The organism is Pseudomonas sp. GW821-FHT11D10, assembly GCF_058808435.1.
Map to the genome: position 1 here is coordinate 618,813 of NZ_JBXARR010000001.1, position 23,111 is coordinate 641,923.

Annotated in this window: 23 protein-coding genes; 8 read left to right on the plus strand and 15 right to left on the minus strand. The window is 61.4% G+C overall.

The features are described 5' to 3' along the window. The first annotated feature begins 3 nt into the window (after positions 1 to 3). Entirely contained in the window at positions 4 to 501 is a 498-nt protein-coding gene (locus AC1RT4_RS03070) for a winged helix-turn-helix transcriptional regulator (RefSeq protein ID WP_493083457.1), read from the plus strand. A 6-nt stretch (positions 502 to 507) separates the two neighbouring features. On the opposite strand, the gene AC1RT4_RS03075 is transcribed toward AC1RT4_RS03070, so the two are convergent. The 7 genes from AC1RT4_RS03075 to AC1RT4_RS03105 form a co-directional block, all read right to left on the minus strand. Continuing rightward, positions 508 to 1,131, minus strand: a complete 624-nt coding sequence (locus tag AC1RT4_RS03075) for a glutathione S-transferase family protein (RefSeq protein ID WP_493083459.1) — start codon at positions 1,129 to 1,131, stop codon at positions 508 to 510. A gap of 100 nt (positions 1,132 to 1,231) precedes the next feature. Next, positions 1,232 to 2,647, minus strand: a complete 1,416-nt coding sequence (locus AC1RT4_RS03080; RefSeq protein WP_493083461.1) for a purine-cytosine permease family protein — start codon at positions 2,645 to 2,647, stop codon at positions 1,232 to 1,234. 291 nt (positions 2,648 to 2,938) lie between these two features. Then, on the minus strand, positions 2,939 to 4,087 hold the full coding sequence (argE, locus tag AC1RT4_RS03085; RefSeq protein ID WP_493083463.1) for an acetylornithine deacetylase: 1,149 nt from the start codon (positions 4,085 to 4,087) through the stop codon (positions 2,939 to 2,941). Next, entirely contained in the window at positions 4,084 to 4,761 is a 678-nt protein-coding gene (locus tag AC1RT4_RS03090; protein ID WP_493083465.1) for a DUF1028 domain-containing protein, read from the minus strand. The genes argE and AC1RT4_RS03090 overlap by 4 nt, the downstream gene beginning before the upstream one ends. 27 nt (positions 4,762 to 4,788) lie before the next feature. Then, the gene (locus AC1RT4_RS03095) at positions 4,789 to 5,205 is read right to left on the minus strand and encodes a RidA family protein (RefSeq protein WP_007950460.1); all 417 of its coding nucleotides are present in this window, start codon (positions 5,203 to 5,205) and stop codon (positions 4,789 to 4,791) included. A 58-nt stretch (positions 5,206 to 5,263) separates the two neighbouring features. Next, on the minus strand, positions 5,264 to 6,571 hold the full coding sequence (locus AC1RT4_RS03100) for a flavin-containing monooxygenase (RefSeq protein ID WP_493083467.1): 1,308 nt from the start codon (positions 6,569 to 6,571) through the stop codon (positions 5,264 to 5,266). 259 nt (positions 6,572 to 6,830) lie between these two features. After that, entirely contained in the window at positions 6,831 to 7,649 is an 819-nt protein-coding gene (locus AC1RT4_RS03105; protein ID WP_085603006.1) for an alpha/beta fold hydrolase, read from the minus strand. Positions 7,650 to 7,830: 181 nt separating this feature from the next. Between AC1RT4_RS03105 and AC1RT4_RS03110 the strand changes: the two genes are divergently transcribed. Continuing rightward, the gene (locus AC1RT4_RS03110) at positions 7,831 to 8,277 is read left to right on the plus strand and encodes a winged helix-turn-helix transcriptional regulator (protein ID WP_230731340.1); all 447 of its coding nucleotides are present in this window, start codon (positions 7,831 to 7,833) and stop codon (positions 8,275 to 8,277) included. A gap of 74 nt (positions 8,278 to 8,351) precedes the next feature. Here AC1RT4_RS03110 and AC1RT4_RS03115 read toward each other — a convergent pair whose 3' ends face one another. Together AC1RT4_RS03115 and AC1RT4_RS03120 are read right to left on the minus strand one after the other, a co-directional pair. After that, positions 8,352 to 9,395, minus strand: coding sequence for an LLM class flavin-dependent oxidoreductase (locus AC1RT4_RS03115; RefSeq protein ID WP_007950451.1), 1,044 nt, complete (start codon positions 9,393 to 9,395; stop codon positions 8,352 to 8,354). 67 nt (positions 9,396 to 9,462) lie between these two features. Continuing rightward, positions 9,463 to 9,948 carry a flavin reductase family protein gene (locus tag AC1RT4_RS03120; protein WP_007950450.1) on the minus strand — a complete coding sequence of 162 codons (486 nt, stop codon included), beginning with the start codon at positions 9,946 to 9,948 and terminating at the stop codon, positions 9,463 to 9,465. 325 nt (positions 9,949 to 10,273) lie between these two features. On the opposite strand from AC1RT4_RS03120, the gene AC1RT4_RS03125 reads away from it, so the two are divergent. Together AC1RT4_RS03125 and AC1RT4_RS03130 are read left to right on the plus strand one after the other, a co-directional pair. Continuing rightward, positions 10,274 to 11,680 carry a purine-cytosine permease family protein gene (locus AC1RT4_RS03125; RefSeq protein WP_134023946.1) on the plus strand — a complete coding sequence of 469 codons (1,407 nt, stop codon included), beginning with the start codon at positions 10,274 to 10,276 and terminating at the stop codon, positions 11,678 to 11,680. 252 nt (positions 11,681 to 11,932) lie between these two features. Then, positions 11,933 to 13,033: a polyamine ABC transporter substrate-binding protein gene (locus AC1RT4_RS03130; protein WP_007950448.1), complete on the plus strand. Its 1,101-nt coding sequence runs from the start codon at positions 11,933 to 11,935 to the stop codon at positions 13,031 to 13,033. Positions 13,034 to 13,075: 42 nt separating this feature from the next. Here the strand turns inward: AC1RT4_RS03130 and AC1RT4_RS03135 are convergent, their stop codons facing one another. Beyond that, complete coding sequence (locus tag AC1RT4_RS03135; RefSeq protein ID WP_493083471.1) at positions 13,076 to 14,053, minus strand: TerC family protein; 978 nt, start codon at positions 14,051 to 14,053, stop codon at positions 13,076 to 13,078. Positions 14,054 to 14,245: 192 nt separating this feature from the next. Here AC1RT4_RS03135 and AC1RT4_RS03140 point away from each other — a divergent pair, with 192 nt between their 5' ends. Next, positions 14,246 to 15,196: a Dyp-type peroxidase gene (locus tag AC1RT4_RS03140; RefSeq protein ID WP_493083473.1), complete on the plus strand. Its 951-nt coding sequence runs from the start codon at positions 14,246 to 14,248 to the stop codon at positions 15,194 to 15,196. A gap of 37 nt (positions 15,197 to 15,233) precedes the next feature. On the opposite strand, the gene AC1RT4_RS03145 is transcribed toward AC1RT4_RS03140, so the two are convergent. Then, positions 15,234 to 16,946, minus strand: coding sequence for an amidase (locus AC1RT4_RS03145; protein WP_493083475.1), 1,713 nt, complete (start codon positions 16,944 to 16,946; stop codon positions 15,234 to 15,236). Positions 16,947 to 17,084: 138 nt separating this feature from the next. Beyond that, positions 17,085 to 17,873, minus strand: coding sequence for an AraC family transcriptional regulator (locus AC1RT4_RS03150; RefSeq protein ID WP_007950444.1), 789 nt, complete (start codon positions 17,871 to 17,873; stop codon positions 17,085 to 17,087). A gap of 84 nt (positions 17,874 to 17,957) precedes the next feature. On the opposite strand from AC1RT4_RS03150, the gene AC1RT4_RS03155 reads away from it, so the two are divergent. After that, positions 17,958 to 18,956: a bile acid:sodium symporter family protein gene (locus AC1RT4_RS03155; protein WP_007950443.1), complete on the plus strand. Its 999-nt coding sequence runs from the start codon at positions 17,958 to 17,960 to the stop codon at positions 18,954 to 18,956. Positions 18,957 to 18,971: 15 nt separating this feature from the next. Here AC1RT4_RS03155 and AC1RT4_RS03160 read toward each other — a convergent pair whose 3' ends face one another. Then, positions 18,972 to 19,577 carry a LuxR C-terminal-related transcriptional regulator gene (locus AC1RT4_RS03160; RefSeq protein ID WP_201819194.1) on the minus strand — a complete coding sequence of 202 codons (606 nt, stop codon included), beginning with the start codon at positions 19,575 to 19,577 and terminating at the stop codon, positions 18,972 to 18,974. A 114-nt stretch (positions 19,578 to 19,691) separates the two neighbouring features. On the opposite strand from AC1RT4_RS03160, the gene AC1RT4_RS03165 reads away from it, so the two are divergent. Further along, positions 19,692 to 21,329, plus strand: a complete 1,638-nt coding sequence (locus tag AC1RT4_RS03165; protein WP_493083478.1) for an ATP-binding response regulator — start codon at positions 19,692 to 19,694, stop codon at positions 21,327 to 21,329. Here the strand turns inward: AC1RT4_RS03165 and yecR are convergent. After that, entirely contained in the window at positions 21,301 to 21,609 is a 309-nt protein-coding gene (yecR, locus tag AC1RT4_RS03170) for a YecR family lipoprotein (protein WP_179694642.1), read from the minus strand. The two genes, AC1RT4_RS03165 and yecR, sit on opposite strands and share 29 nt — an antisense overlap. Before the next feature lie 60 nt (positions 21,610 to 21,669). After that, positions 21,670 to 21,984 (minus strand): hypothetical protein, encoded by a 315-nt coding sequence (locus tag AC1RT4_RS03175; RefSeq protein ID WP_493083481.1) that lies wholly within the window; start codon positions 21,982 to 21,984, stop codon positions 21,670 to 21,672. A 483-nt stretch (positions 21,985 to 22,467) separates the two neighbouring features. On the opposite strand from AC1RT4_RS03175, the gene AC1RT4_RS03180 reads away from it, so the two are divergent. Further along, on the plus strand, positions 22,468 to 22,719 hold the full coding sequence (locus AC1RT4_RS03180; RefSeq protein WP_493083483.1) for a hypothetical protein: 252 nt from the start codon (positions 22,468 to 22,470) through the stop codon (positions 22,717 to 22,719). The last annotated feature ends 392 nt before the right edge of the window (positions 22,720 to 23,111 follow it).

Below are 23,111 nucleotides of genomic sequence, written 5' to 3' on the forward strand. Positions count from 1 at the left end.
CTGATGGCTGTAAACGATAGTCTTCCCGAGACGCTGTGCCCGATTTCCCGGGCCGAGGCGATCGTCGGCGACCGCTGGACGGTGCTGGTTTTGCGCGAATTGTTCATGGGCAGCCATCGCTACGACGAGATCCTGGCCCAGACCGGCGGTACGCCGCAGATGGTCGCCGCGCGTCTGAAAAGCCTGGAGGTGGACGGACTGGTCGAACGTCGCTTGTACAACGAGCGACCGAAACGCTACGAGTACCACCTCACCGCGAAGGGGGAGGCGTTCTACCCGGTGGTGATTGCGTTGCGCGCTTGGGGAGAGACTTGGTGCAAGTCACCGGAGGAAGGGCTGGCGGTGAACATGACCCACAAGAACTGCAACCACAGCGCCGGCCTCGGGCCGTTGTGCGATCACTGCGGTGAGGTGTTGCGCCGTGAGGATTTGATCAGCCAGCCGCAAGAGGCGTACGCCGCCGAACGACAGGCGCGGCGTGAGGCGTTCAAAAACAAGTGACCGGCATCACGGTGTGCCGTTTCGTCCATGTAACCGGTAAGCGGGGCGCTGGCTCAAACGTTCGTAATAAGCGCTCACCGCCGGCAGATTTGGATGTTCCAGCGGCGTCTCGAACCAGCGATTGACCGACAGGCCGATCGGGATGTCGGCGAGGGAAAACTGCTCGCCGCTGACATAGGCGCCGGTCTTTTGCAGCTGCCGGTCGAGGATCTCCATGTGCCGTGCCCACTCCCGGCAACCGGCCGCGAGAGCAACGCTGTCCTGATGCGCAGGTAACTTGCGTACCAGCGACATGAACGCGTACGACCAGGATTTGTTCAGCTCCGAAGCCTGCCAGTCGATCCATTGATCCACCCGTGCGCGGGCGCGCGCCTCGCTCGGGTAAAGTTGCTCGCCGTCATAGCGCGACGCCAGATAGCGAATGATCGAGTTCGACTCCCACAGCGTGAAATCATCGTCCTGAATCACCGGCACCATCGCGCAGGGATTGAGTGCGAGGAACTCCGGCGTCAACGTTGATTGAAAACCTGAGCCCCAGTCTTCGCGTTCGAAGGGCAGGTTCAGTTCAGCACAGGTCCACAGCACTTTGCGCACATTGATCGATGAGGCTTTGCCCAGAATTCGCAGCATTGGATTTCCATCTCCGGTTGTCGTCGGGCGTAAAGAAATAGCACAACGCAAAGCAGAAGGCCCGCACAGGGCGGGCCTTTGTTGGTGCATCGAGTCAATCTCAGAGACTGCCCGCCAGCTTCCCAGAGGTCAGCCGCCGACGATAAGCACTGTCACGGGTCGCCAGCCAGAAATACAGCGGTGAGGTCACCAGCAAGCCAACCACCCATGACAGGTCCGCGCCGTTGATGTGCGCCGACACCGGGCCGACGTACAGCGGCGTGTTCATGAACGGAATCTGCACCGCGATACCGATCGCATAGGCCAGCAAGGCTTGCGGGTTGTAACGCCCATAGATGCCGCCGTCGACCTGGAAGATCGAGCCGATGTCGTACTGGCCTTTGTGAATGGCGTAGAAGTCGATCAGGTTGATCGCGGTCCACGGCACCAGTACGACCAACAACACCAGCACCATGTCGACGAAGTGGCCGATGAAGTCTGCCGAAGCGCCGACCGCAGCGAAGCAGCAGGCCAGCAGGACGATGATCGAAATCACCGCGCGGCTCTTGGCGGTCGGGATCCAGCGGTAGGCGAAGGTTTGCACGAGCGTGATCAGCGACAGCACCGCGCCGTACAGATTGAGCGCGTTGTGGCTGATGACGCTGAGCAGGAACAGCACCAGCATCAGCGGGCCGATTGCGCCGGTGGCGAGTTTCACTGCATCCATGGTGTCCATGCCCACTGGCGTGGCCAGTACGGCAACGGCGCCGAACACGAACGACAGGCTCGAACCCAGCGCCGATCCCAGATAGGTCGTCCAGAAGGTCGCCGCCACCGGCACATTCGCCGGCAAGTAACGCGAGTAGTCCGACACGTAAGGCGCAAACGCGATCTGCCACAGCGCCGCCAGCGACACCGTCGCAAGCCAGCCCGAGATGTTGAAGCTGCCGCGAGTGAGGAAATCATCGGTCTGGATGTGGTTGAGGATGTAGCCGAAACCGACCACGATGCCGATCCCCAGCACCCAGGTGCCGATGCGGTTGAGCACATGGATGAAGCGGTAACCGATGATCCCGATGATCCCCGAACCCAGCGCGCCGATGACGATGCCGACCGGCACCGGAACGCTGTCGACCACACCATGCAGCGACTTGCCGGCCAGCACGATGTTGGAGGCGAAGAAGCCGATGTACATCACGCCGGCAATCAACACCACCAGCAGCGCGCCGAGGGAACCGAACTGCGCACGGCTCTGGATCATCTGCGGAATGCCCATCTGCGGACCTTGCGCCGAGTGCAGCGCCATCAGCACACCGCCGACCAGATGGCCGACCAGAATGGCGACGATGCCCCACACCAGATTCAGATGAAACAACTGCACGCCGAGGGCGCCGGTGACGATGGGCAACGGTGCGATATTGCCGCCGAACCAGAGGGTGAACAGATCCCTGACCTTTCCGTGGCGATCTTCGGGCGGCACATAGCCGATCGTGTGTTTTTCAATGAGCGGTGCGGACGTTGTTGCAGAGGTGGCCATGACGAACTCCAAGGCAAGGACGAGTACGTGGACGTACTTCAGTGAGCGCCGGCACGGACGGCGCATTTCTTGTTGGGGTTGATCATGGGCAAGGAAAGGGGAGAGATAAATTAGTAGTTTTGTTGCTTCAGGCGTTAAAAAAACGAGGCTCTCCGGTCAGCTGAAAACGCTCTGTTCCGGATGTTTCAGCGCCATGAACGACAACGCAGCTGACCTCCATCGGAGCAGCTGTCTGTCAGTGATCCTGCGGCTTGGCTGGCGGATTTGAATCCAGCAGCCAGACCGGTTTTTTCAGAGGCGAATCGAAGCCAGCATTCGATGCAGCATTTCATCGCAGGCCGTGAGCTGATCGACGCTGACGAACTCGTCCGGTTTGTGGCCCTGATCCATGCTGCCGGGACCGCACACCACCGTGGGAATCCCTACCGCATCGAACAGTCCGCCTTCGGTGCCAAAGGCCACGGTGCCGAAATCGTCCGAGCCACAGAACGTGGCGATCAACTCGGCAGCCTTGCTTCGGGCATCGGTAGCCAGCCCCGGATACGCCGACAATTCGCTGAATCGGATATCGCTAAGCTCGCTGACGGCCCGCATGCGCGGCAGCATTTGCTGCTCGGCGTAGGCCTTGAGTTGCTGCGCGACAAGCGCCGGATCCTGCGAGGGCAGGGCGCGGATTTCGAAGTCGAAACGGCAATCGGCGGGAACGATGTTCAGCGCCTTGCCACCGTTGATCACGCCGGTTTGCACCGTGGAGTACGGCGGGTCGAAACGCGGATCGAGGTGCTCGTCCTTGAGTTGCCGGCCGATGCGTCCCAGCTCGCCGATCAGCTCGGCGGCGCATTCGATGGCATTGACCCCGAGTGGCGCGTAGGCCGAGTGACAGGCATGACCCTGGACATCGCAGCGCATGGCCAGTTTGCCCTTGTGCCCGAGCACCGGTTTAAGTTCGGTGGGCTCGCCGATGATGCACAGCAACGGTTTGACCGGACGCTGCTCCAGCACTTTGAGCAGCGAACGCACGCCGAGGCAGCCGACTTCTTCGTCGTAGGACAGGGCAATGTGCACCGGCAGGCGCAACGGTGCTTCGATCAACGACGGCACCAGCGCGAGCACGCAGGCGATGTAGCCCTTCATGTCCGCCGTGCCGCGACCGTAAAGCTTGCCGTCACGCTCGCTCAGTTCGAACGGCGGCAGCGTCCACGGTTGGCCATCGACGGGCACCACATCGGTGTGCCCCGACAGCACGATGCCCGGCTGATCGGCCGGACCAATCGTGGCGAACAGATTGGCCTTGCTGCGCTCATCGTTGTAGATCAGCTCGCACGGCACATCGAAACTTTCGAGGTAGCTGCGCACGAAGTCGATCAATTGCAGGTTGGACTCGCGGCTGGTGGTGTCGAACCCCACCAGCGTCTTGAGCAACGCGACGCTGTCGCTCATCGGTCGTCTCCGGCAACCCCGTAGCCCGGCGCCTTGGCCGGATCGAGGGCGCGGTCGATGTAGTCCTGAAGCTGCGGGCGATAGGCGTCCCAGAGTTTCTGCAATTGACCGATCGGGTCTTCATCGGCCCAGTCCACCCGCAGGTTGACGATAGGCCAGGTCAGCTCGCCGACCACGACCACGGCTGCCGAATGCACCGGGCCTGCTTCACCGCCCAAGGCCTGGGCGGCGTGCAGGGCCTTGATCAGACGATCGGCCAACTGACCTTCGCCTTCTTCGAACGCGCCGACCATGGCTTCGATCACCGAGCGCCCGGCGAGCATGTTGCCCGCCGCCACGCATTGCTCGCCCGACACGGCGTTGTGCACGCCGAGGGTCTGCGCACCGCTGAAATGCGCGGTCTGGCCGAGGTGATTGATGGCCGTGATCTGCCGGTACTGACTGTAGCCGTTGCGGGTCAGCACCTTGTCCACCGCCGCCTCGGGCGCCAGGCCTTGTTCCATCAAGGCGAGCACTTCCGGGCCGAGCGACGGCAGGGTGATGTTCTGGCTCGACACCGCGCCGACACCCGGCAACAGCCACGGGCAACGGGCGCCGACGGCGATGCTGGAGGAGCTGATGGCGATGCCGAACTGACCGGTTTCGGGGCAACGGGCGGCGATGGAAAATGTCATGTGTGGCCTCCTTTCGCTAAGGTCGAATTACTCGGGAATCACCGCAACCACATCAATCTCCATCAGCCACTGCGGCTGACCCAAAGCCGATACCACCAGCCCGGTGGAAATCGGGAACACGCCCTTCAGCCATTTGCCGACTTCCTGATACACCGGCTCGCGGTAGCGCGGGTCGATCAGGTAAGTGGTGGTCTTGACGATATGGCTCAGGTCGCTGCCGGCCTCTTCGAGCAATTGCTTGACGTTGCGCATGGCCTGTTCGGTCTGCGCGCGCGGGTCGCCGAGGCCGACCAGTTCGCCATCGAAATTGGTTCCGACCTGGCCACGGACATACACGGTGTTGCCGGCGCGCACGGCCTGGCACAGGTCGTTGTCCAGGGTCTGGTTCGGGTAGGTGTCCTTGGTGTTGAACATACGAATGCGGGTGTGGGTTGGCTGACTCATGTGCGGCTCCTGACGAAATCGGACCCGGCGCGACGGGCGCCGGGATTGAAGAGGGAAATCAAGCGTCGACGGTGTCGACAGCGTTGTTGTGCAGCGCGGCTTCGCGTTGTTCGGCATCGCGATAGGCCAGGTATTTGCGCTGGGTGGCGATGTGATCGGCCACGTGCTTGGCGTCGTGCCACACACCCCAGATGAACGACGAGCCGCGTCGCGACTGCCACGGCAGACCGAGGAAATACACGCCCGCTTCGCTGGACACACCGCGCTGGTGCTGCGGCTTGCCGTTGTCGTCGAAAGCGGCGACTTTCAGCCACGAATAGTCCACGGCAAATCCGGTGGCCCAGATGATCGAGGTGATGCCGGCGGCGGCCAGATCGAGATCGGCCAGCGGGTTTTTCACGCATTCAGGATCCGGGTAAGTCTCGCGGGCTTCCGGTTCCAGCGGCAGGTCGAGGCCATTGCGTTCGATGTAGGCGTCGGCGGCATCCAGCAGCGCGAGGTAGTTCTCGTCGCCACGCTTGAGGTTGTCGCGCAGGTCCTGTTTGAAGGTCACCACGCCGTCGCTGAACGATTCGGTGACGCCGACCAAAGTCATGCCGCGATGGGCCAGGCCTCGGAAGTCGATGGTGCGGCCACCGTGGGCGCCGCTGACGGCGATGGTCACGTGCTCGCGGCCGGGTTTCATCGCGGCCTGGTCCCACTCGCCGAGCACGCCGAGCCACCAGCAGAAATCACGGTTGCGGTAAGCGCGAGGAGGGCGGTCATGGGCGCCGACCGAGAGGTAAACCTGCTTGCCCGAGCGCTGCAATTCATCGGCGATCTGCACGCCCGACGAACCGGCACCGACCACCAGCACGGCGCCGGCCGGCAGTTGTTGCGGGTTGCGATAGTCGGCCGAGTGAATCTGCAGCAGACGCTCATCTTTTGGCGCAATGGCCGGGATTACGGGACGCTGGAACGGGCCGGTGGCGGCGACGACGCGGGCCGCTTCGATCACGCCCTCGGAAGTCTCGACGGTGAAGCCCGGACGCCCGACATTGCGCACTACGCTTTTCACATCGACGCCGGTGCGGATCGGTGCATTGAATTTCTTCGCATAGGCTTCGAAGTAATCGGCGACGCGCTCCTTGTGGGCAAAACCGTCCGGATCGACGTCGTCGAATTCCATCCCCGGAAACCGGTCGTGCCACGCCGGACCGTTGGCCACCAGCGAATCCCAGCGCCCGGTGCGCCAGCGTTCGGCTATGCGGCTGCGCTCGAGCACCAGGTGCGGCACACCGAGTTTGCTCAGGTGTTCACTCATGGCCACACCCGCTTGACCGGCGCCGACAACAAGCGTGTCTGTTTTTATTATTTCAGTGGTCATCTCTGATCCCTTCTCACGAGGCCTTTGGATTCAGGTCGCTGTCGACCTGTTCTCTGTGCTTGGGATCAGACTAGGGAGGGGGTGGTTATCGGTAAAATATTATTAAGCTGGCATGTGAAGATAAAAACGTGATGCAGAGGCCTGAAAGCCCCGTAAATACGGGGCTTGGCCTTGGCACCGAAATCCGGGACAACAAAAAAAAGGACCGCCGACAGGGTTGTCGACGGCCCTTTTCAAGGCGTGTTCAGATCACAAGGACTCAGCGATCGAGAAACGCCAGCAGGTCTTCATTCAGTTGCTGTGCATGGGTCACCGCAAAGCCATGTGGCGCACCTGCATAGACTTTCAGCTCGGCGCCCTTGATTTGCGCAGCTGCTTGTTTGCCGGTGGTTTCGAATGGAACGATCTGATCGCCATCGCCATGAATCACCAGGGTCGGCACATCGATTTTCGCCATGTCCGGGCGGAAATCGGTTTCCGAGAATGCGGTAACGCAATCCACAGTGCCTTTGAGCGAAGCGAGCAGGGCGATGTTCAAGGTTTGCGTCAGCACGCCGTCGGAGACTTTCTGACCCTGATTAGTGCCGTAGAACGGGGCGTTGAAGTCAGCGATGAACTGCGCGCGATCCTTCAACAGGCCGGCCTTGATCCCGTCGAATACCGACTTGTCGACGCCTTCGGCAAAGTCCGGTTTCTTGCCGAACAGCGGCGTCACCGCGCCCAGCAACACCAGCCCGGCGACGCGCTCGCTGCCGTGGCGTGCGATGTAGCGGCTGACATCGCCGCCGCCCATGGAGAAGCCGACCAGGGTCACGTCACGCAGATCCAGGTGCTCGATCAGTTGCGCGATGTCATCGGCGAAGGTGTCGTAGTCGTAGCCGGTCCACGGCTGCTCGGAACGGCCGAAACCACGACGGTCAAAGGCGATGGTGCGATAGCCGCGGCTGCTCAGGTACTCCATCTGGTATTCCCACATGTCGCCATCCAGCGGCCAGCCGTGGCTGAACAGCACGGGCTTGCCGCTGCCCCAGTCCTTGAAATAGATCTCGGTGCCGTCTTGGGTCGTGAACGTGCTCATGAAAACTCCTTGGGTGTGGGCCTGCGTGGATGCCGTGATGGCAGTGTTCACTATCGCGACAAAGGGCATTGGCCACTTGTACGCAGGTGCTAAGTTTCGTGGCGCGCGCGTTAACGGTTTGGCGGCATGAGTTGTAAGATGCAACCGCATCGAACCTGCCGTTTTGCCGGAGACACCCGAAATGAAGCGTAAAAGCCTTGCGGGCAATGCCTGCCCGATCGCCCGGACACTCGACCTGATCGGTGACTGGTGGTCGTTGCTGATCATCCGCGATGCGCTGGAAGGCATCAGTCGTTTCAGCGATTTCGAGAAGAGCCTGGAGATCGCCAAGAACATGTTGAGCACCCGGCTCAAAGGGCTGGTGGAACGCGATATCCTGCGCCTGGTGCCGGCGTCCGATGGGAGCGCTTACAAGGAGTACGTGCTGACTGAAAAGGGCCGCGCGTTGCAAACCGTGATCGTTGCGTTGTCGCAGTGGGGCGGGGAATTCATGTTCGAGCCTGGCGAATCGGGTTCGGTGATGGTGGATGCGCAGAAGCGAAAGCCGATCAGGAAGCTGGAGCTGCTGTCGGCCGATGGTCGCCATTTGGCGCCGGAAGATATCGCGACAACTTCGACTGCGTACTGAGACCTGCGTCAGACGAAAAAAAGCGCCCCGACGTTCTGTTCGGGGCGCTCTGCACTCAGGGTCGCTTGGCGTATTTAACGAAACGCCGGCACCACATGCTTGATAAACAGCTCCAGCGACTTCTTCTTCTCCGCATGCGGCAAGCTGTTGTCGCACCAGAAACTGAACTCATCCACCCCCAGTTCCTGGTAGTACTTGATCCGCGGAATGATTTCCTCAGGCGTGCCGATCATTGCCGTTTTGTGCAGGCTCTCCAGTTCAAACTCTGGCCGTCCGGCAAATTTCTCTTCCGGGCTCGGTGCCAGGAAACCGTTCACCGGCACTTCCTTGTTGCCGAACCACGCGTCGAAGGTGCGATAGAAACGTGAGATGGCTTTAGCGCCCACCTTCCAGCCTTCCGGGTCATCCGCCGAGTGCACGTGGGTGTGACGCAGCACCATCAATTGCGGACGCGGCACGTCCGGGTTGTTGTCCAGCGCCGTCTGGAATTTGTTCTTCAGATCGAGAACCTCTTCATCGCCCTTCATCAACGGCGTGACCATCACGTTGCAGCCGTTGGCCACGGCGAAGTTGTGCGAGTCCGGGTCCCGGGCGGCGATCCACATCGGCGGGTTGGGCTTCTGGATCGGTTTCGGCACGCTGGTGGAGGTGGGGAATTTCCAGATCTCGCCGTTGTGGGCGTAGTCACCTTGCCACAGCGCGCGCACCACCGGGACCATTTCGCGCAGCGCCTGGCCGCCGCTGGAGGCGGGCATGCCGCCGGCCATGCGATCGAATTCAACCTGATAGGCGCCGCGTGCCAGGCCGACTTCCATCCGGCCGTTGCTGATCACGTCGAGCAACGCGCATTCACCTGCAACCCGCAGCGGATGCCAGAACGGCGCGATGATGGTGCCGGCGCCCAGGTGAATGGTGGTGGTCTTGGCCGCGAGGTAGGCCAGCAGCGGCATCGGGCTCGGCGAGATGGTGTATTCCATCGCGTGGTGTTCGCCGATCCACACGGTGCTGAAACCGCCGGCCTCGGCCATCAACGTCAGTTCGGTCAGGTCTTCGAACAGTTGACGGTGGCTGACGCTTTCGTCCCAGCGTTCCATGTGTACGAACAGGGAAAATTTCATGACGCTACCTCGAATCTCTTGTGGTCGGCCGGTCGCTTGCCGGCCTGTTTAAGTGCAATCGTGCGGATCAGGCGAAGGCGGGCAGGGCGCCCATCTTGCCGTGGCAATACACCAGCGGGCCGGCGTCCTGCTGAGGGACGATGAGGTTTTTCACCGCGCCGACCATGATCGCGTGGTCGCCGCCTTCGTATTCGCGCCACAGCTCACATTCGATGATAGCTGTCGCGTTGGCCAGGATCGGATTGCCCAGTTCGCTCAGCGTCCACTCGATGCCCTGCGCCTTGTCCTTGCCTTTGCGGGCGAACGCGTAGGCTTCGCTCTGCTGGCCGCCGGACAACACGTGAATGGCAAAGCGTTTGTTCTTGATCAGGACGGGGTAGGAGTCGGAACTGTAGTTGGGGCAGAACAGCACCAGGGCCGGGTCCATCGATAGCGAACTGAAGGCGCTGGCGGTGAGGCCGACGATCTGGCCGTCGTCATCCAGCGTGGTGATGACGGTAACGCCGGACGGGAACGAGCCCATGACTTGTTTGTAGACGGCAGCATCGATCATTGGTCAATCCTCGAGTGCGGTGGAGCGTGTTTTTATGTGTTTATGGGTCTGATGGTATACCGTAATACATCTAATGCAAGCGCTTTTTTGGTGAAACGATAAACGTGGTTCATCCGTCGGAAACTCAGCATTTACGGGGCTTTGCTCTAGCAGCGAGCGCTGGCTATCAGGGAGGATGCCGGATCAGATGCCGTCGCAAACTGCGGATCAGTCTTGTGAAAATGTTGGAATACCATAATATGGTCTTCATCTGAGGGGCGGCCAAGAAGCACCCCCGGTTTGGCTTCATACAACGATAAGAACAGACCCAATCGAGTTCATTTTTATGTCCCAGATGTCCCGGCAAGATCCGTTGATCGAGAATCACACGGTCGACTACGTCCCACTCGCGGAACGCCACGGGAAGGCCCGCGACCTTTTCACACTTTGGTTCAGCACCAACATTGCGCCACTGCCCATCGTCACCGGCGCCATGGTGGTCCAGGTGTTTCATCTCGACCTGTTCTGGGGGCTGCTGGCGATTGCGCTGGGGCACATGATCGGCGGCGTGGTGATCGCCCTGGCGTCGGCGCAAGGGCCGCGCATGGGCATTCCGCAAATGGTGCAGAGTCGCGGTCAGTTCGGGCGCTACGGCGCGCTGCTGATCGTGTTCTTCGCGGCGATCATCTACATCGGCTTCTTCATTTCCAACATCGTGCTGGCCGGCAAATCCATCGTCGGCATTGCGCCGTCGGTGCCGGCGCCGCTGAGCATCCTGATCGGCGCCCTCAGCGCCACGGCGATCGGCGTGATCGGCTACAACTTCATCCACACGCTCAATCGCATCGGCACCTGGGTGATGGGCAGCGCGCTGCTCGCCGGGTTCATCTACATCTTTGCCCATGAGTTGCCGGCGGACTTCTTCACCCGGGGCAGCTTCAATCTCTCGGGATGGCTGGCGACGGTATCGCTGGGGATCATCTGGCAGATCAGCTTTTCACCGTACGTCTCCGACTATTCCCGTTACCTGCCGGCGGACATCGGGATCGGCAAGCCATTTATCGCGACTTATCTGGGCGCCACGCTGGGCACGATTCTGTCGTTCACCTTCGGCGCGGTGGCGGTGCTGGCGACGCCGGAAGGCACCGAAGCGATGGCGGCGGTCAAGCAATCCACCGGTTGGCTGGGGCCGATTCTGATGGTGCTGTTCCTGCTCAATATCATCAGCCACAACGCGCTGAATCTGTATGGCGCGGTGCTGTCGATCATCACCTCGATCCAGACCTTTGCCAGCCAATGGACGCCGAGCATCAAGGTGCGGGTGATCTTGTCGAGCGTGGTGCTGGCGGGTTGCTGTGTGGTGGCGCTGGGTGCCTCGGCGGATTTCATTTCCGAGTTCATCGGGCTGATTCTGGCGTTGCTGCTGGTGCTGGTGCCGTGGGCGTCGATCAACCTGATCGACTTCTACCTGATCAAGCGCGGCAGTTACGACATCGCCTCGATCTTCCGTGCCGACGGCGGCATTTATGGGCGTTTCAACCTGCACGCGATCATTGCCTACTTCATCGGCATCATCGTGCAGCTGCCGTTCGCCAACACATCGTTATATGTCGGGCCGTACGCCAATCTGGTGGAAGGCGCGGACCTGTCGTGGCTGGTCGGCCTGATCGTGACCTGCCCGTTGTATTACTGCCTGGCGACCCGTGGGCAGACGCAGCAGAGCAGGGCGGCGCGGTTGGGTTTTACCGACTGAGCGTTCGCAGACTGTTCAAACAATGCCCGGCACTTCGTCGGGCATTGTTGTTTCCGCATTCCGGCGGTCACGCAAATTGGCCATTTCGATCCCCTTTTGGCCAACGGGCTACTGTGCCGCGTCTACGCTGTCAGGAAGAATCGAAGCCACAATTAAATGCTGCACCTTCCTTGCCCTTGGCTGATTTGCAAGCCGCTGCCGTGTACAGAACATAAAAACCATCGACTCACGCTGCATTCGGGGAAACACAACATGGTCACGATGAAACGCATTCTGGGCGCCACTGTTTTCGGGCTGACGCTGCTGGCCAGCGCCGTCCAGGCCGAACAGCGCGAACTGCGGGTGTACAACTGGGCGGATTACATCCTGCCGTCGGTGCCCAAGGATTTCGCCGCCAAAAGCAACATCAAAGTGACCTGGGACACCTTCGACACCAACGAGTCTCTCGAAGCCAAACTCCTGACCGGCAACTCCGGCTATGACCTGGTGGTGCCGTCGAACCAGTTCCTCGATACCCAGATCAAGGCCGGTGTGTTCCAGAAACTCGACAAGTCCAAACTGCCGAACTGGAGTCACCAGGACCCGGCGCTGCTCAAGTTGCTCGACGTCAACGACCCCGGCAATCAGTACGGCGTGCCTTACATGGTTGGCACGGTGCTGATCGGTTTCAACCCGGCCAAGGTCAAGGCGGCGCTCGGCGAGAATGCGCCGGTGGACAGTTGGGATCTGGTGTTCAAACCGGAGAACATGGAGAAGCTGAAATCCTGCGGCGTGGCGATGCTCGACTCGCCGACGGAAATCCTGCCGCTGGCCCTGCATTACCTGGGCCTGGACCCGAACAGCCAGAACCCGGCCGACTATGAGAAAGCCAAGGATCTGATGCTCAAGGTTCGCCCTTACGTCACCTACTTCAACTCGGCCAAGTACATGACCGACATCGCCAACGGCGACATCTGCGTGGCCATCGGTTATTCCGGCAGCTTCTACCAGTTCGGCAACCGCGCCAAAGAAGCGAAAAACGGCGTGGTGGTCGACTGGCGCCTGCCGAAGGAAGGTGCGCCGATCTGGTTCGACACCTTTGCCATTCCGAAGAGTGCGAAGAACGTCGAAGAGGCCCACGAGTTCCTCAACAACCTGCTGGATCCGAAGGTCATCGCGTCGATCAGCGACTTCCTCGGTTACCCGAATGCCAACAAGGATTCGCTGCCGCTGATCAACAAGGAAATCACCGGCAACCCGAACCTGACGCCGACCAGCGAAGCGCTGAAGAAACTGTACGTGGTGCAACCGTTGCCGCAGAAACTGGAGCGGGTGCGGACCCGGGTCTGGACCAGCATCAAGTCGGATAAATAAGCTCAAAACCGAGGGAGCGAACCACGTTCGCTCCCTCGGCTGTTATTTCGCCTGACTTTCCTCGGGCGACTTGTCCTTCGTCAGGACCAGACTGAGCACCACCGACGCCAGAATCAGCCCGCCGACAATCGCCAGCGACCACTCCACCGGCATGTGAAACCACGGCATCACCGTCATCTTCCCGCCAATGAACACCAGCACCAGCGCCAGTCCGTATTTGAGCAGATGGAAACGGTCGGCCATGTCCGCCAGCAAAAAGTACAGCGCCCTCAGCCCCATGATCGCGAAGATGTTCGACGTGAAAATGATGAACGGGTCGGTCGTCACCGCGAAGATCGCCGGGATACTGTCGACCGCGAACATCAGATCGCTGGCCTCGATCAGCACCAGCACCAGAAACATCGGCGTGGCCCAGCGCACGCCGTTCTGCAGCACGAAAAACCGCTCGCCGTGAAAGCCGTTGGTGATCCGCAGATGCCCGCGCACCCAGCGCAAGAGCGGGTTGTTATCGAGGTCCGGTTGCTGCTCGGCGAACACCAGCATCTTGATCCCGGTGATGATCAGGAACACACCGAACACATACAGCAGCCAGGTGAACTGCGACACCAGCCATACGCCGGCGAAGATCATCGCCGCGCGCATCACGATTGCCCCGAGCACGCCGTACAGCAGCACCCGGCGCTGCAATTCCGGCGGCACGGCGAAGTAGCTGAAGATCATCACGAAGACGAACATGTTGTCGATCGACAGCGACTGCTCGATCAGGTAACCGGTGAGGAATTCCAGGGTTTTGACCTTGGCGATTTCGGGACCGAATTCGCCGTTCAGATACCACCAGAGCAATCCGGCGAAAGCCATCGCCAGCATGCACCAGGCGATCACCCAGGATGAGGCTTCACGTACCGAGACCCGATGCGCCTTGCGCCCGCCGAAGACAAACAGGTCGACGGCCAGCATGGCGAGGACAAAAACGATGAAGGCGACCCACATCCAGGGTTCGCCGATGTTGATGGGGTGCATGCCGTTCTCCCTGTCTTTATGTTTTTCGGGGTAGACGGGGCCATGCTAGTAGGAGCCTTCCGACAAAGAAAAATCGTTTATTTCGTGGGTATTGTTCGTGAATAACGAAGTGTCGGACGACCTAGGCAGAGCACGGGTAATACTTCATTCAACAGTTCTTTGCTAACCTCGCTGTCGAGTCAGTCCACCACTTTGGGAGCTACGATCATCGACACGCCAGATCCTCAAGCCGTCTGCAGCCCGATCACCAGCGCTGCCATCTTCATCGTGGCGACCCTCAACGCCGAGGCCGAGGCCGCCGAAAAAGTCCGTGTCTGGTGCGCCGATATCGCAGGGCTGACGCGCTCGGTCGGCAAGCGCGTCCCTTCTGGAAACTTGTCCTGCGTTTGCGGGTTTTCTTCCAGCGCGTGGGATCGTCTGTTCGGCAGTCCACGCCCGGCGTCCTTACATGATTTTCGCGAGTTCGGTGTAGAAGGGCGCCGCGCCGTTTCCACACCGGGCGATCTGTTGTTGCACATTCGCGCCGATCAGATGGACCTGTGTTTCGAACTGGCGACGCAGTTGATGTCGGCGCTGGATGGCGCCGTGACGGTGACCGACGAGGTGCAGAGTTTCCGCTATTTCGACATGCGCAGCATCATCGGTTTTGTCGACGGCACGGAAAATCCGGTCGGTCGCAAAGCCGAGCATTTCACCCTCGTGGGCGATGAGGATCAGACGTTCAGTGGCGGCAGTTATGTGCTGGTGCAGAAGTACCTGCACAACATGAATGCGTGGAACGAATTGTCGGTCGAAGCGCAGGAACGAGTGATCGGGCGCACCAAGCTGTCCGATATCGAGCTGGACGACGCGGTCAAACCGAGCAATTCCCACAGCGCCTTGACGACCATCACCAAGGACGGCGAAGAGGTGAAAATCCTGCGCGACAACATGCCGTTCGGCCGGCCCGGCGCGGGGGAGTTCGGCACTTATTTCATTGGCTATGCGCGTTCGCCGGAGCCGTTGGAGCAGATGCTGGAGAACATGTTTGTCGGCAAACCTCCCGGCAATTACGACCGGTTGCTGGACTTCAGCACGGCGGTCACGGGCAGTCTGTTCTTTGTGCCTTCGGCGGATTTACTGGAAGAACTGGCAGAGCGATAAAAAAACGGCGGGATCAATTGATCCCGCCGTTTTGCATTTACTTGCCTGCTGACAGTGCTGGCGTACGCGGCGGCACCAGTCGTTTGGAACCGGTCGCCTCGAACGCCGCTGCCAGGCGCAACAGCGTCGAATCGTCATAGGCCCGCCCGGCAAACGTCAGCCCCACCGGCATGCCGATGTCGGCCATCACGCCCATCGGCACGGTGACGGTCGGCACGCCGAGGTGGCGGATCGCGAGGTTGCCGTTGGCGACCCAGATGCCGTTGCTCCAGGCGATGTCGGCGGAGGCCGGGTTGACGTCGGCGTCGGCCGGCCCCACGTCGGCGTTGGTCGGGAACAGCACGGCGTCCAGGCCGAGACGATCCATCCAGTCTTCGAGGTCGAGCTTGCGGGTCTTCTCCAGGCCGCGCAGGCCGTCCGGCAGCGTCGGGATCTGATCCCACGGCGTGATACCGCGTTCGGCCATGCGCACGTATTCGTCCATGCCGGCGGCGAGGTCGCCTTCACGGTTGGGCAGAGTGCCCGGGTCGTGCGGGAAGATTTTCGGCCCGTCGACGTCCGCCAGACGGTTGAGTTTCGGGTCGCCGTTGGCGCGCAGGAAATCATCGAACGCCCAGGCCGACAGGTCCCACAGTTCGTGGTGCATGAACTCTTTGGAGACGATGCCGCGATTGAACACGGTCGGCGCGCCCGGACGATCGCCTTCGCAGTTGGAGACCAGCGGGAAATCCACTTCGATCACTTCGGCACCGGCGGCTTCGAGGGCCTGACGGGCCTGTTTCCACAGATCGATCACCGAGGCGCGGGTGTTGATGCGCTGCCCGGTCGGACCGCCGATGCCTGGCTCGTCGCTGGTACCGGCTTCAGGGTCGGCGTTGATGTACATGCGCGGCACGCCCAGGCGTTTGCCGGCCAGCGCATCGCTTTTCACTGCCAATTCCAGATAGGAAGCCGGGCGCACCGAGGCGACGCTCGGGATCGGCACCCACGGTTGCAGGCGCCACAGGTCGCCACGGGTGTCGGTGTCTTCGGCGACCACCACGTCGAGCACTTCCAGCAGGTCGGCCATGGTGCGCGCGTAGGGCACCACCACGTCCATGGTCGGCGTCAGCGGCCAGTTGCCGCGTACCGAAATCACGCCGCGCGACGGCGTGTAGGCGCACAGGCCGTTGTTCGACGCCGGGCCGCGACCGCTCGACCAGGTTTCTTCCGCCAGACCGAATGCCGAGAAGCTGGCAGCGGTGGCAGTGCCGGCGCCATTCGACGAGCCGGAAGCAAACGGCGCGGTCAGATAAGCGGCGTTGTACGGGCTTTCGGCGCGGCCATAGACGCCACGCTGCATCCCGCCATTGGCCATCGGCGGCATGTTGGTCTTGCCCAGGCAGATCGCACCGCCCGCACGCAGGCGCTCGATGGTGAACGCGTCGCGCTGGGCGACGAGATCGGCGAAGGCCGGGCTGCCGGACGCGGCGGTCAGGCCTTTGACCAGATAGCTGTCTTTGGCGGTGTAGGGGATGCCGTCCAGCGGACCGAGGGTTTCGCCCCTGGCGCGACGGGCATCCGAGGCCTGCGCTTCTTTCAGCGCTTCAGGGTTGCGCACGATCACTGCGTTCAGGGCAGTGGCGGTGTCCGGGCCGTCAAAGGCGTCGATGCGCGCCTGGTACGCCTGGACCAGTTCTACCGCCGTGGTCTGGCCGGATTCGAGCGCCGCGCGCAATTGGGCAATGGAAACTTCAGTGACTTCGATCATGCTGTTACCGCCGACAGGTTCGCTAAAGGGTGGTTGATCATTGTTATCGTCGAAAGATGTCAAAGATTCTTGATGGGCGAAACTCTACCCTGAAATTTGCCCAATGGCATGCATAAAGTCGATAAATATCGGTTAATTTCATCGGAAAAACTCTCCCGGTGTCTCACCGAACTGTTGGCGAAACGCCGCGATAAAGGCTGACGTCGAGTCATAACCACAGGCCAAAGCCACGTCGGTGACGCGTTCGCCGCGTTCCAGCGGCGTCAGGGCACCCAGCAGACGCAGGCGCTGACGCCAGGTGCGGAAGGTCAAACCGGTGTCGCGCAGGAACAGCCGAGTCAGAGTTTTCTCGGTCACGCCGAATTTTTCACTCCAGTGCGCCAGGGTGGTCTGCTGTTCCGGATGTTGCTCCAGGCTTTGATAGATCTGGCGCAAGCGACTGTCCTGCGGCAGTGGCAGCATCAGATCGATGGGCGGGGCATCGGCCAGTTGATCGAGGATCACCTGAGCCAGACGCCCATGCGGGCCGCTCTGGTCATACTCGACAGGAATCTGACTGAAGGCCCGGATCAGCTCACGCAAAAGATCGCTGACGCCGAGCACATGACAACGCTCCGGCGCCCAATTGGCGACGCTGCAATCGATGTACAGGCTGCGCATTTCGGTGTGCGGCGAACTGAAGACCCGATGCGGCACGCCTGCGGGAATCCACACCGCCCGCTCCGGTGGCGCAACGAAACGACCGACGGCAGTCTGTACTTCGAGCACGCCCTGGATCGCGTAGGACAACTGCACCCACGGATGACTGTGACGTCGGGTCAGGGCGCGATTGGGCAGCGATTCAGTGCGCCCGTAGAGCGGACGCGGCAGGCTGGGCAGCCCGGGAATGCTGCGTCTGACGCTTTTGTCGTGTCCTTTTGGCGGCATCTGCGGGTTCTTCGGCGTTAGTCGGTAATTTCCAGTCACGTTAGAGTCGCTGCCACGTACTGGCAACCCCCGGATGAACAAACCATGACGCGCCCACGCTTTTTGCCCGACAACTTCACCCTGACCCTGATCGGCGTGGTGCTGCTGGCCAGCTTCCTGCCCGCCAGCGGTCAGGTCGCGACCGGTTTCGGCTGGCTGACCAACATCGCCATCGCGCTGCTGTTTTTCCTGCACGGTGCCAAGCTGTCGCGCGAATCGATCATCGCCGGCGCCGGCCACTGGCGCCTGCATTTGCTGGTGTTCGGCCTGACCTTTGTCCTGTTCCCACTACTGGGGCTGGCGCTCAAACCGCTGTTGTCGCCGCTGATCGGTGATCAGCTTTACATGGGCATGCTTTACCTGTGTGCGCTGCCGGCCACGGTGCAATCGGCGATTGCCTTCACCTCGCTGGCGCGGGGCAACATTCCGGCGGCGATTTGCAGCGCGGCGGCCTCCAGCCTGTTCGGGATTTTCCTCACGCCGCTGCTGGTGACGCTGTTGTTGAACGTCCACGGTGACGGCGGCTCGACCCTCGACGCGATCGTGAAAATCAGCGTGCAATTGCTGCTGCCGTTCATTGCCGGCCAGATCGCTCGTCGCTGGATCGGCGCGTGGGTCGGTCGCAACAAGAACTGGCTGAAATTCGTCGATCAGGGCTCAATTCTGCTGGTGGTCTACGGCGCGTTCAGCGAAGCGGTGAACGAGGGTATCTGGCACCAGATTCCGGTGATCGATCTGCTGGGGCTGGTGGTGGTGTGCTGCATTCTGCTGGCGCTGGTGTTGCTGGCGTCCACAGTGCTGGGCAAGCTGTTCGGTTTCAATCTGGAAGATCGCATCACCATTCTGTTCTGCGGTTCGAAAAAGAGCCTGGCCACCGGTGTGCCGATGGCGCAGGTGTTGTTTGCCGGCAGTACGATTGGCGTGCTGATTCTGCCGCTGATGCTGTTCCATCAGATTCAACTGATGGTCTGCGCGGTGCTGGCGCAGCGCTATGCGAAACGCCAGGAATCGGTGCCTGAACTGATGGCTCAGGTTGATCCTTGATCTCGGCTTCCAGCGCTAACCCGCGCCGGAATACTTGACTGCCGCCGCCGCCCGCGACGGCACGTTGAGCACCCGCAACAACGACGACACATGAATCCGCACCGTGAACGGCGAAATATCCAGTTCACGGGCGATTTCCTTGTTGGTCTTGCCTTGGGCGATCAGCCGCAGCACCTCTTGCTGACGCGGGGTGAGGGCGGTGCCGGTGTCCAGCGGCAGCAGGCCGGACGGGGCGAATTTCACCAGAACCTCACCTTCACGAATCGCCCGGATCGCCTGACCGATCTCGTCGGGGGCGATGTTCTTGCCGATGAATCCATCGATGCCGGCCGCCATGACTTCGCCGATCAACGCTTCGTCATCGACCATCGACACCACAATCAGCGTGGTTCGCGGCAAACGCCGGCGCAGTTCCGCGAGCTGGCTGACACAGGTCAGGCCGGGAAAGCGCAGGTCGAGGATCAAGGTGTCGGGCTCATCGCCGGCCGGCAGCAGGGCGAGCACGGTGTCGAGGTCGCCGGCCTCTTCGATCAGGGCTTCGGGCAGCAGACGCTGGACGGTGCGCAGCAGCGCTTCGCGAAACAACGGGTGATCGTCGGCTATGATGATTCGGCACGCCATGGCAAAACCCTCCCTGGGTCAGCATTTCTCACGGCATGCACCTTAGCACCGGGCGAAGGCATTGCCTGTTGATTCGTGCTGTTTATGACGACTGCCGCACAAGGATGTTCCCCCATGAAGTTCGAAAAGAACACCGAGCTCGATCAGGCCAATCTGCGCATCATCATCGCCAGCATCGCGCTGGTTTACATGGCCGTGCTCGGTTTCCTGCCGGGCCAGCGCTTCGATACCTATCTGCCGGTGGTCACCTACATTTCCCTGTTTCTGCTGGCCTCCGTCGTGCTGCGCCAGGCCATCTTGCGCTGGCCGGGGCATTATCCGGCGCGGCGGATTTTCGGCATGCTCCACGATTACACCGGCACCAGTTTCGGGCTGGTGGTCGGCGGCGAGGCGGCGTTGCCCATCTATGCCGTCATGGTCTGGGTCAATCTCGGCAACGGCATGCGCTACGGCTCGCGCTACTTGGCGATCGCCACGGTGTTGGCGTTGCTTGCGCTGCTGGCGGTCTATCGGCTGACACCGTACTGGCAGGCGCAACCGTTCATGGTGTTGATGCTGATGATCACCAGCACGGTGATTCCGGTGTATGCGCACCTGCTGCTGGAACGCACGCGCAAGGCATCGGAAGAAGCGGTCGCAGCGAACCTTGAGAAGTCGCGTTTCCTGGCCCAGGCCAGTCATGACCTGCGTCAGCCGATCCACTCCATCGGCCTGTTTACCGCATGCCTGCGCGAGTCGCGGCTGGGCGAGGAGGAGCGGCGGCTGGTGGACAGCATCGACCGTTCGCTGCTCAACGTGTCGCAGCTGTTTCGTTCGATTCTCGATCTCTACACCCTCGACAACGGGCGGATTCTGCCCCGCTTGCAGACGCTTGAACTGGGCGAGTGGCTGGCCGATCTGATCCGCCAGAACGCCGAAGCCGCACGCTGGGCGGGTGTCGAACTGCGCTTGCGGCCTTGCGAACACTGGGTGCGTACCGATCCGGCGCTGCTCGCGACGATGGTGCAGAACGTGCTCTCCAACTGCTTCAAATACGGTGCGCACCGGCCGGTGCTGATCGGTGTGCGCAAGCGCGGCGCAGGGTTGGCCATCGCGATCCATGATCGCGGCAACGGGATCGCCGAAGAGCATTTGCCCAAGGTGTTCGAGGAGTTTTATCGGGTGCGCCAGTTGCGCGACAAGGACGTCGAAGGCGTGGGCCTGGGGCTGTCGATTGTCCGGCGTCTGGGGCAGTTGATCGGTGTCGACGTTGCGATCCGCTCACGGTTGGGGCATGGCACGGCGGTGACCTTGCATGGACTGCCGCTGGCGCCGCCGCAGGTGCCGGTCAATCGGGAGGAGGCTCGGCAAATCGGTTTGCTGACGGGGTTGAAGGTGTGTCTGGTGGAAGATGATCGCAACGTTCTGTTGGCGACCTCGGCGTTGCTCGAGCGCTGGGGCTGCGTCGTGCAGGCCGAACTGAGCGGGCAGGGCTTGGTCACGGACTGCGACATCATCGTTGCCGACTATGACCTCGGTTCGCACAGCACCGGCATCGAGTGCATCGATGAGGTTCGCCGTCAGCGCGGTTATGCGGTGCCGGCCATGATCATCACCGGGCATGACATCGAAAAAATCCAGGCGGCCCTGCATGATCGGCAGATCGCCATACTGTCGAAGCCGGTACGCCCGGCCGAGCTGCGCGCGACTTTGCGTGCGCTGCGCGACCGGCAGACCGAAGCGGTCAGCGCTTACACAGATAGTCTTGCGTGATGGTGGTTTGCAGGCAGTTGTACTGACCCATGGTGCGGCAGATGTTTTTCTCCGAGCCCGTCACTTCGGCGCTCTTGTAGCCCCAGACCTTGCAACGGCCTTCAGCCGTGGCCAACCCTTGAGCGGCGGAGGTTTGCCCGCTTTCGAACTGGCCCAGTTCATAGGAGACCTGGACAACGCCGTCGGTCTTGCTGCCGCCGGTGGCTTCCCATTGTTTGGGAGTGGCGCAGCCTGTGAGAACGACGGCGGCGAGGCTGAGGGTGGCGATGAGTGTTTTCATGATCGAGCGCAATCCTTTACCGGATGAGAAGAGGCGTTGAAACGGTTTTTCTGCACCGGATTACTGGTACGGAATCGGCGATGCGCCTTTGGGCAGGCAAGACAGCGGAGGCGTCATGATGCCCATGCTGGCGACCGCGATGATCGCGCCGCTGGGCAGCTCGCAGTTGTATTCGCCGGCGGCGGTGTAGGCGGTGTAGTAGGTCAGTGTGCTGTCGTTGCGGATATTGCCGATCTTGGTGACCGGTTGGCCGATGACGGTCTGGGCACGTTCTTTCATGCTGTCTTCGGTAGGTTTTACGGTCTGGCAACCGGCGGCGCCGAGGAGCAGGGCACCGAGAACCGTGATTTTGGCGAGGCTGAGGTGCAGTTTCATGGTGTTTCTTCCTTGGTGTTGTTGTTTTTCCAGGCACAACGATCCCGCGCACTGCACAGCGGCAATGTTGGGGAGCGTCGGGGGTTGCGAGGGAATATAACGCCAGGGATCGGGGTGGTCGATTAGCACAAATGTGCTAGTGCGGCGCAACCAGCGGTGGGCTGGTTGCGCCGATAGCGGTTATTGAGGGCTGTTGAACTGGTCCGAATAGCTGCCGCTCATGAGGGCGGAAGCCACCTGGTCCGAACCGACGCCTGCGCGGGAGTAGGCGAGTCGGTTGGCACCGACCTTGTCTGCGCCATCGGCGGCGAGGGCGCCTGCGCCGACGTGATCGGAGCGGTCAGAGGCGACTGCACCGGCGCCTACGTGATCGGAGCCGTCAGAGGCGACTGCACCGGTGCCGACGTGATCGGAACCGTCAGAGGCGACTGCACCGGCACCTACGTGATCGGAGCCGTCAGAGGCGACTGCACCGGCGCCGACGTGATCGGAGCCATCAGAGGCGACGGCTCCAGCGCCAACATGATCGGCACCGTCGGAGGCAACAGCCCCTGCACCTACGTGATCCGCGCCGTCAGAAGCAACTGCTCCGGCGCCGACGTGATCCGCGCCGTCAGATGCGACTGCACCGGCGCCAACGTGATCGGAGCCGTCAGAAGCTACAGCTCCAGCGCCAACGTGATCCGCGCCATCAGAGGCGACGGCCCCAGCGCCAACGTGATCGGAGCCGTCTGAAGCAACTGCTCCGGCACCGACGTGATCCGCGCCATCAGAGGCAACCGCCCCCGCACCCACATGATCCGCCCCATCCGACGCCAATGCCTGCGCCTTCGCAGCCCAGACATTGGGCATTGCCACCGTTGCCGCAACTGCCAGGACGAGGCCCGGCCAAAGCGAGTGCTTCATGATTTTCTCCACGCCCCATCAGCCACACAGCAACCGAGCATTAGCCGTCATTCGTTGCTTGACGGAAGGCTCGTCGGCCCGGGGTCAACCAGATTGGTGAGTGGCACGGGGGCACCGGAGGGTGCACGGGTGTCGACGGTTTACAGGAAATCTGGACAGCGAACTGAAAAGTATAGTTCGCCCTTGGCGGGAGGCAGGCTGAAGGGCCGTGAAGGCGATAG

Bases quoted from the DNA above. Each gene is read 5' to 3' on its own strand.
- AC1RT4_RS03135 (WP_493083471.1), bottom strand. From the start codon at position 14,053: ATGCACCCCATCAACATCGGCGAACCCTGGATGTGGGTCGCCTTCATC.
- AC1RT4_RS03130 (WP_007950448.1), top strand. From the start codon at position 11,933: ATGGTCACGATGAAACGCATTCTGGGCGCCACTGTTTTCGGGCTGACG.
- AC1RT4_RS03110 (WP_230731340.1), top strand. From the start codon at position 7,831: ATGAAGCGTAAAAGCCTTGCGGGCAATGCCTGCCCGATCGCCCGGACA.
- AC1RT4_RS03120 (WP_007950450.1), bottom strand. From the start codon at position 9,948: ATGATCGATGCTGCCGTCTACAAACAAGTCATGGGCTCGTTCCCGTCC.
- AC1RT4_RS03150 (WP_007950444.1), bottom strand. From the start codon at position 17,873: ATGCCGCCAAAAGGACACGACAAAAGCGTCAGACGCAGCATTCCCGGG.
- AC1RT4_RS03075 (WP_493083459.1), bottom strand. From the start codon at position 1,131: ATGCTGCGAATTCTGGGCAAAGCCTCATCGATCAATGTGCGCAAAGTG.
- AC1RT4_RS03175 (WP_493083481.1), bottom strand. From the start codon at position 21,984: ATGAAACTGCACCTCAGCCTCGCCAAAATCACGGTTCTCGGTGCCCTG.
- argE (WP_493083463.1), bottom strand. From the start codon at position 4,087: ATGAGCGACAGCGTCGCGTTGCTCAAGACGCTGGTGGGGTTCGACACC.
- AC1RT4_RS03165 (WP_493083478.1), top strand. From the start codon at position 19,692: ATGAAGTTCGAAAAGAACACCGAGCTCGATCAGGCCAATCTGCGCATC.
- yecR (WP_179694642.1), bottom strand. From the start codon at position 21,609: ATGAAAACACTCATCGCCACCCTCAGCCTCGCCGCCGTCGTTCTCACA.
- AC1RT4_RS03155 (WP_007950443.1), top strand. From the start codon at position 17,958: ATGACGCGCCCACGCTTTTTGCCCGACAACTTCACCCTGACCCTGATC.
- AC1RT4_RS03070 (WP_493083457.1), top strand. From the start codon at position 4: ATGGCTGTAAACGATAGTCTTCCCGAGACGCTGTGCCCGATTTCCCGG.
- AC1RT4_RS03090 (WP_493083465.1), bottom strand. From the start codon at position 4,761: ATGACATTTTCCATCGCCGCCCGTTGCCCCGAAACCGGTCAGTTCGGC.
- AC1RT4_RS03125 (WP_134023946.1), top strand. From the start codon at position 10,274: ATGTCCCAGATGTCCCGGCAAGATCCGTTGATCGAGAATCACACGGTC.
- AC1RT4_RS03145 (WP_493083475.1), bottom strand. From the start codon at position 16,946: ATGATCGAAGTCACTGAAGTTTCCATTGCCCAATTGCGCGCGGCGCTC.
- AC1RT4_RS03100 (WP_493083467.1), bottom strand. From the start codon at position 6,571: ATGACCACTGAAATAATAAAAACAGACACGCTTGTTGTCGGCGCCGGT.
- AC1RT4_RS03095 (WP_007950460.1), bottom strand. From the start codon at position 5,205: ATGAGTCAGCCAACCCACACCCGCATTCGTATGTTCAACACCAAGGAC.
- AC1RT4_RS03160 (WP_201819194.1), bottom strand. From the start codon at position 19,577: ATGGCGTGCCGAATCATCATAGCCGACGATCACCCGTTGTTTCGCGAA.
- AC1RT4_RS03115 (WP_007950451.1), bottom strand. From the start codon at position 9,395: ATGAAATTTTCCCTGTTCGTACACATGGAACGCTGGGACGAAAGCGTC.
- AC1RT4_RS03105 (WP_085603006.1), bottom strand. From the start codon at position 7,649: ATGAGCACGTTCACGACCCAAGACGGCACCGAGATCTATTTCAAGGAC.
- AC1RT4_RS03080 (WP_493083461.1), bottom strand. From the start codon at position 2,647: ATGGCCACCTCTGCAACAACGTCCGCACCGCTCATTGAAAAACACACG.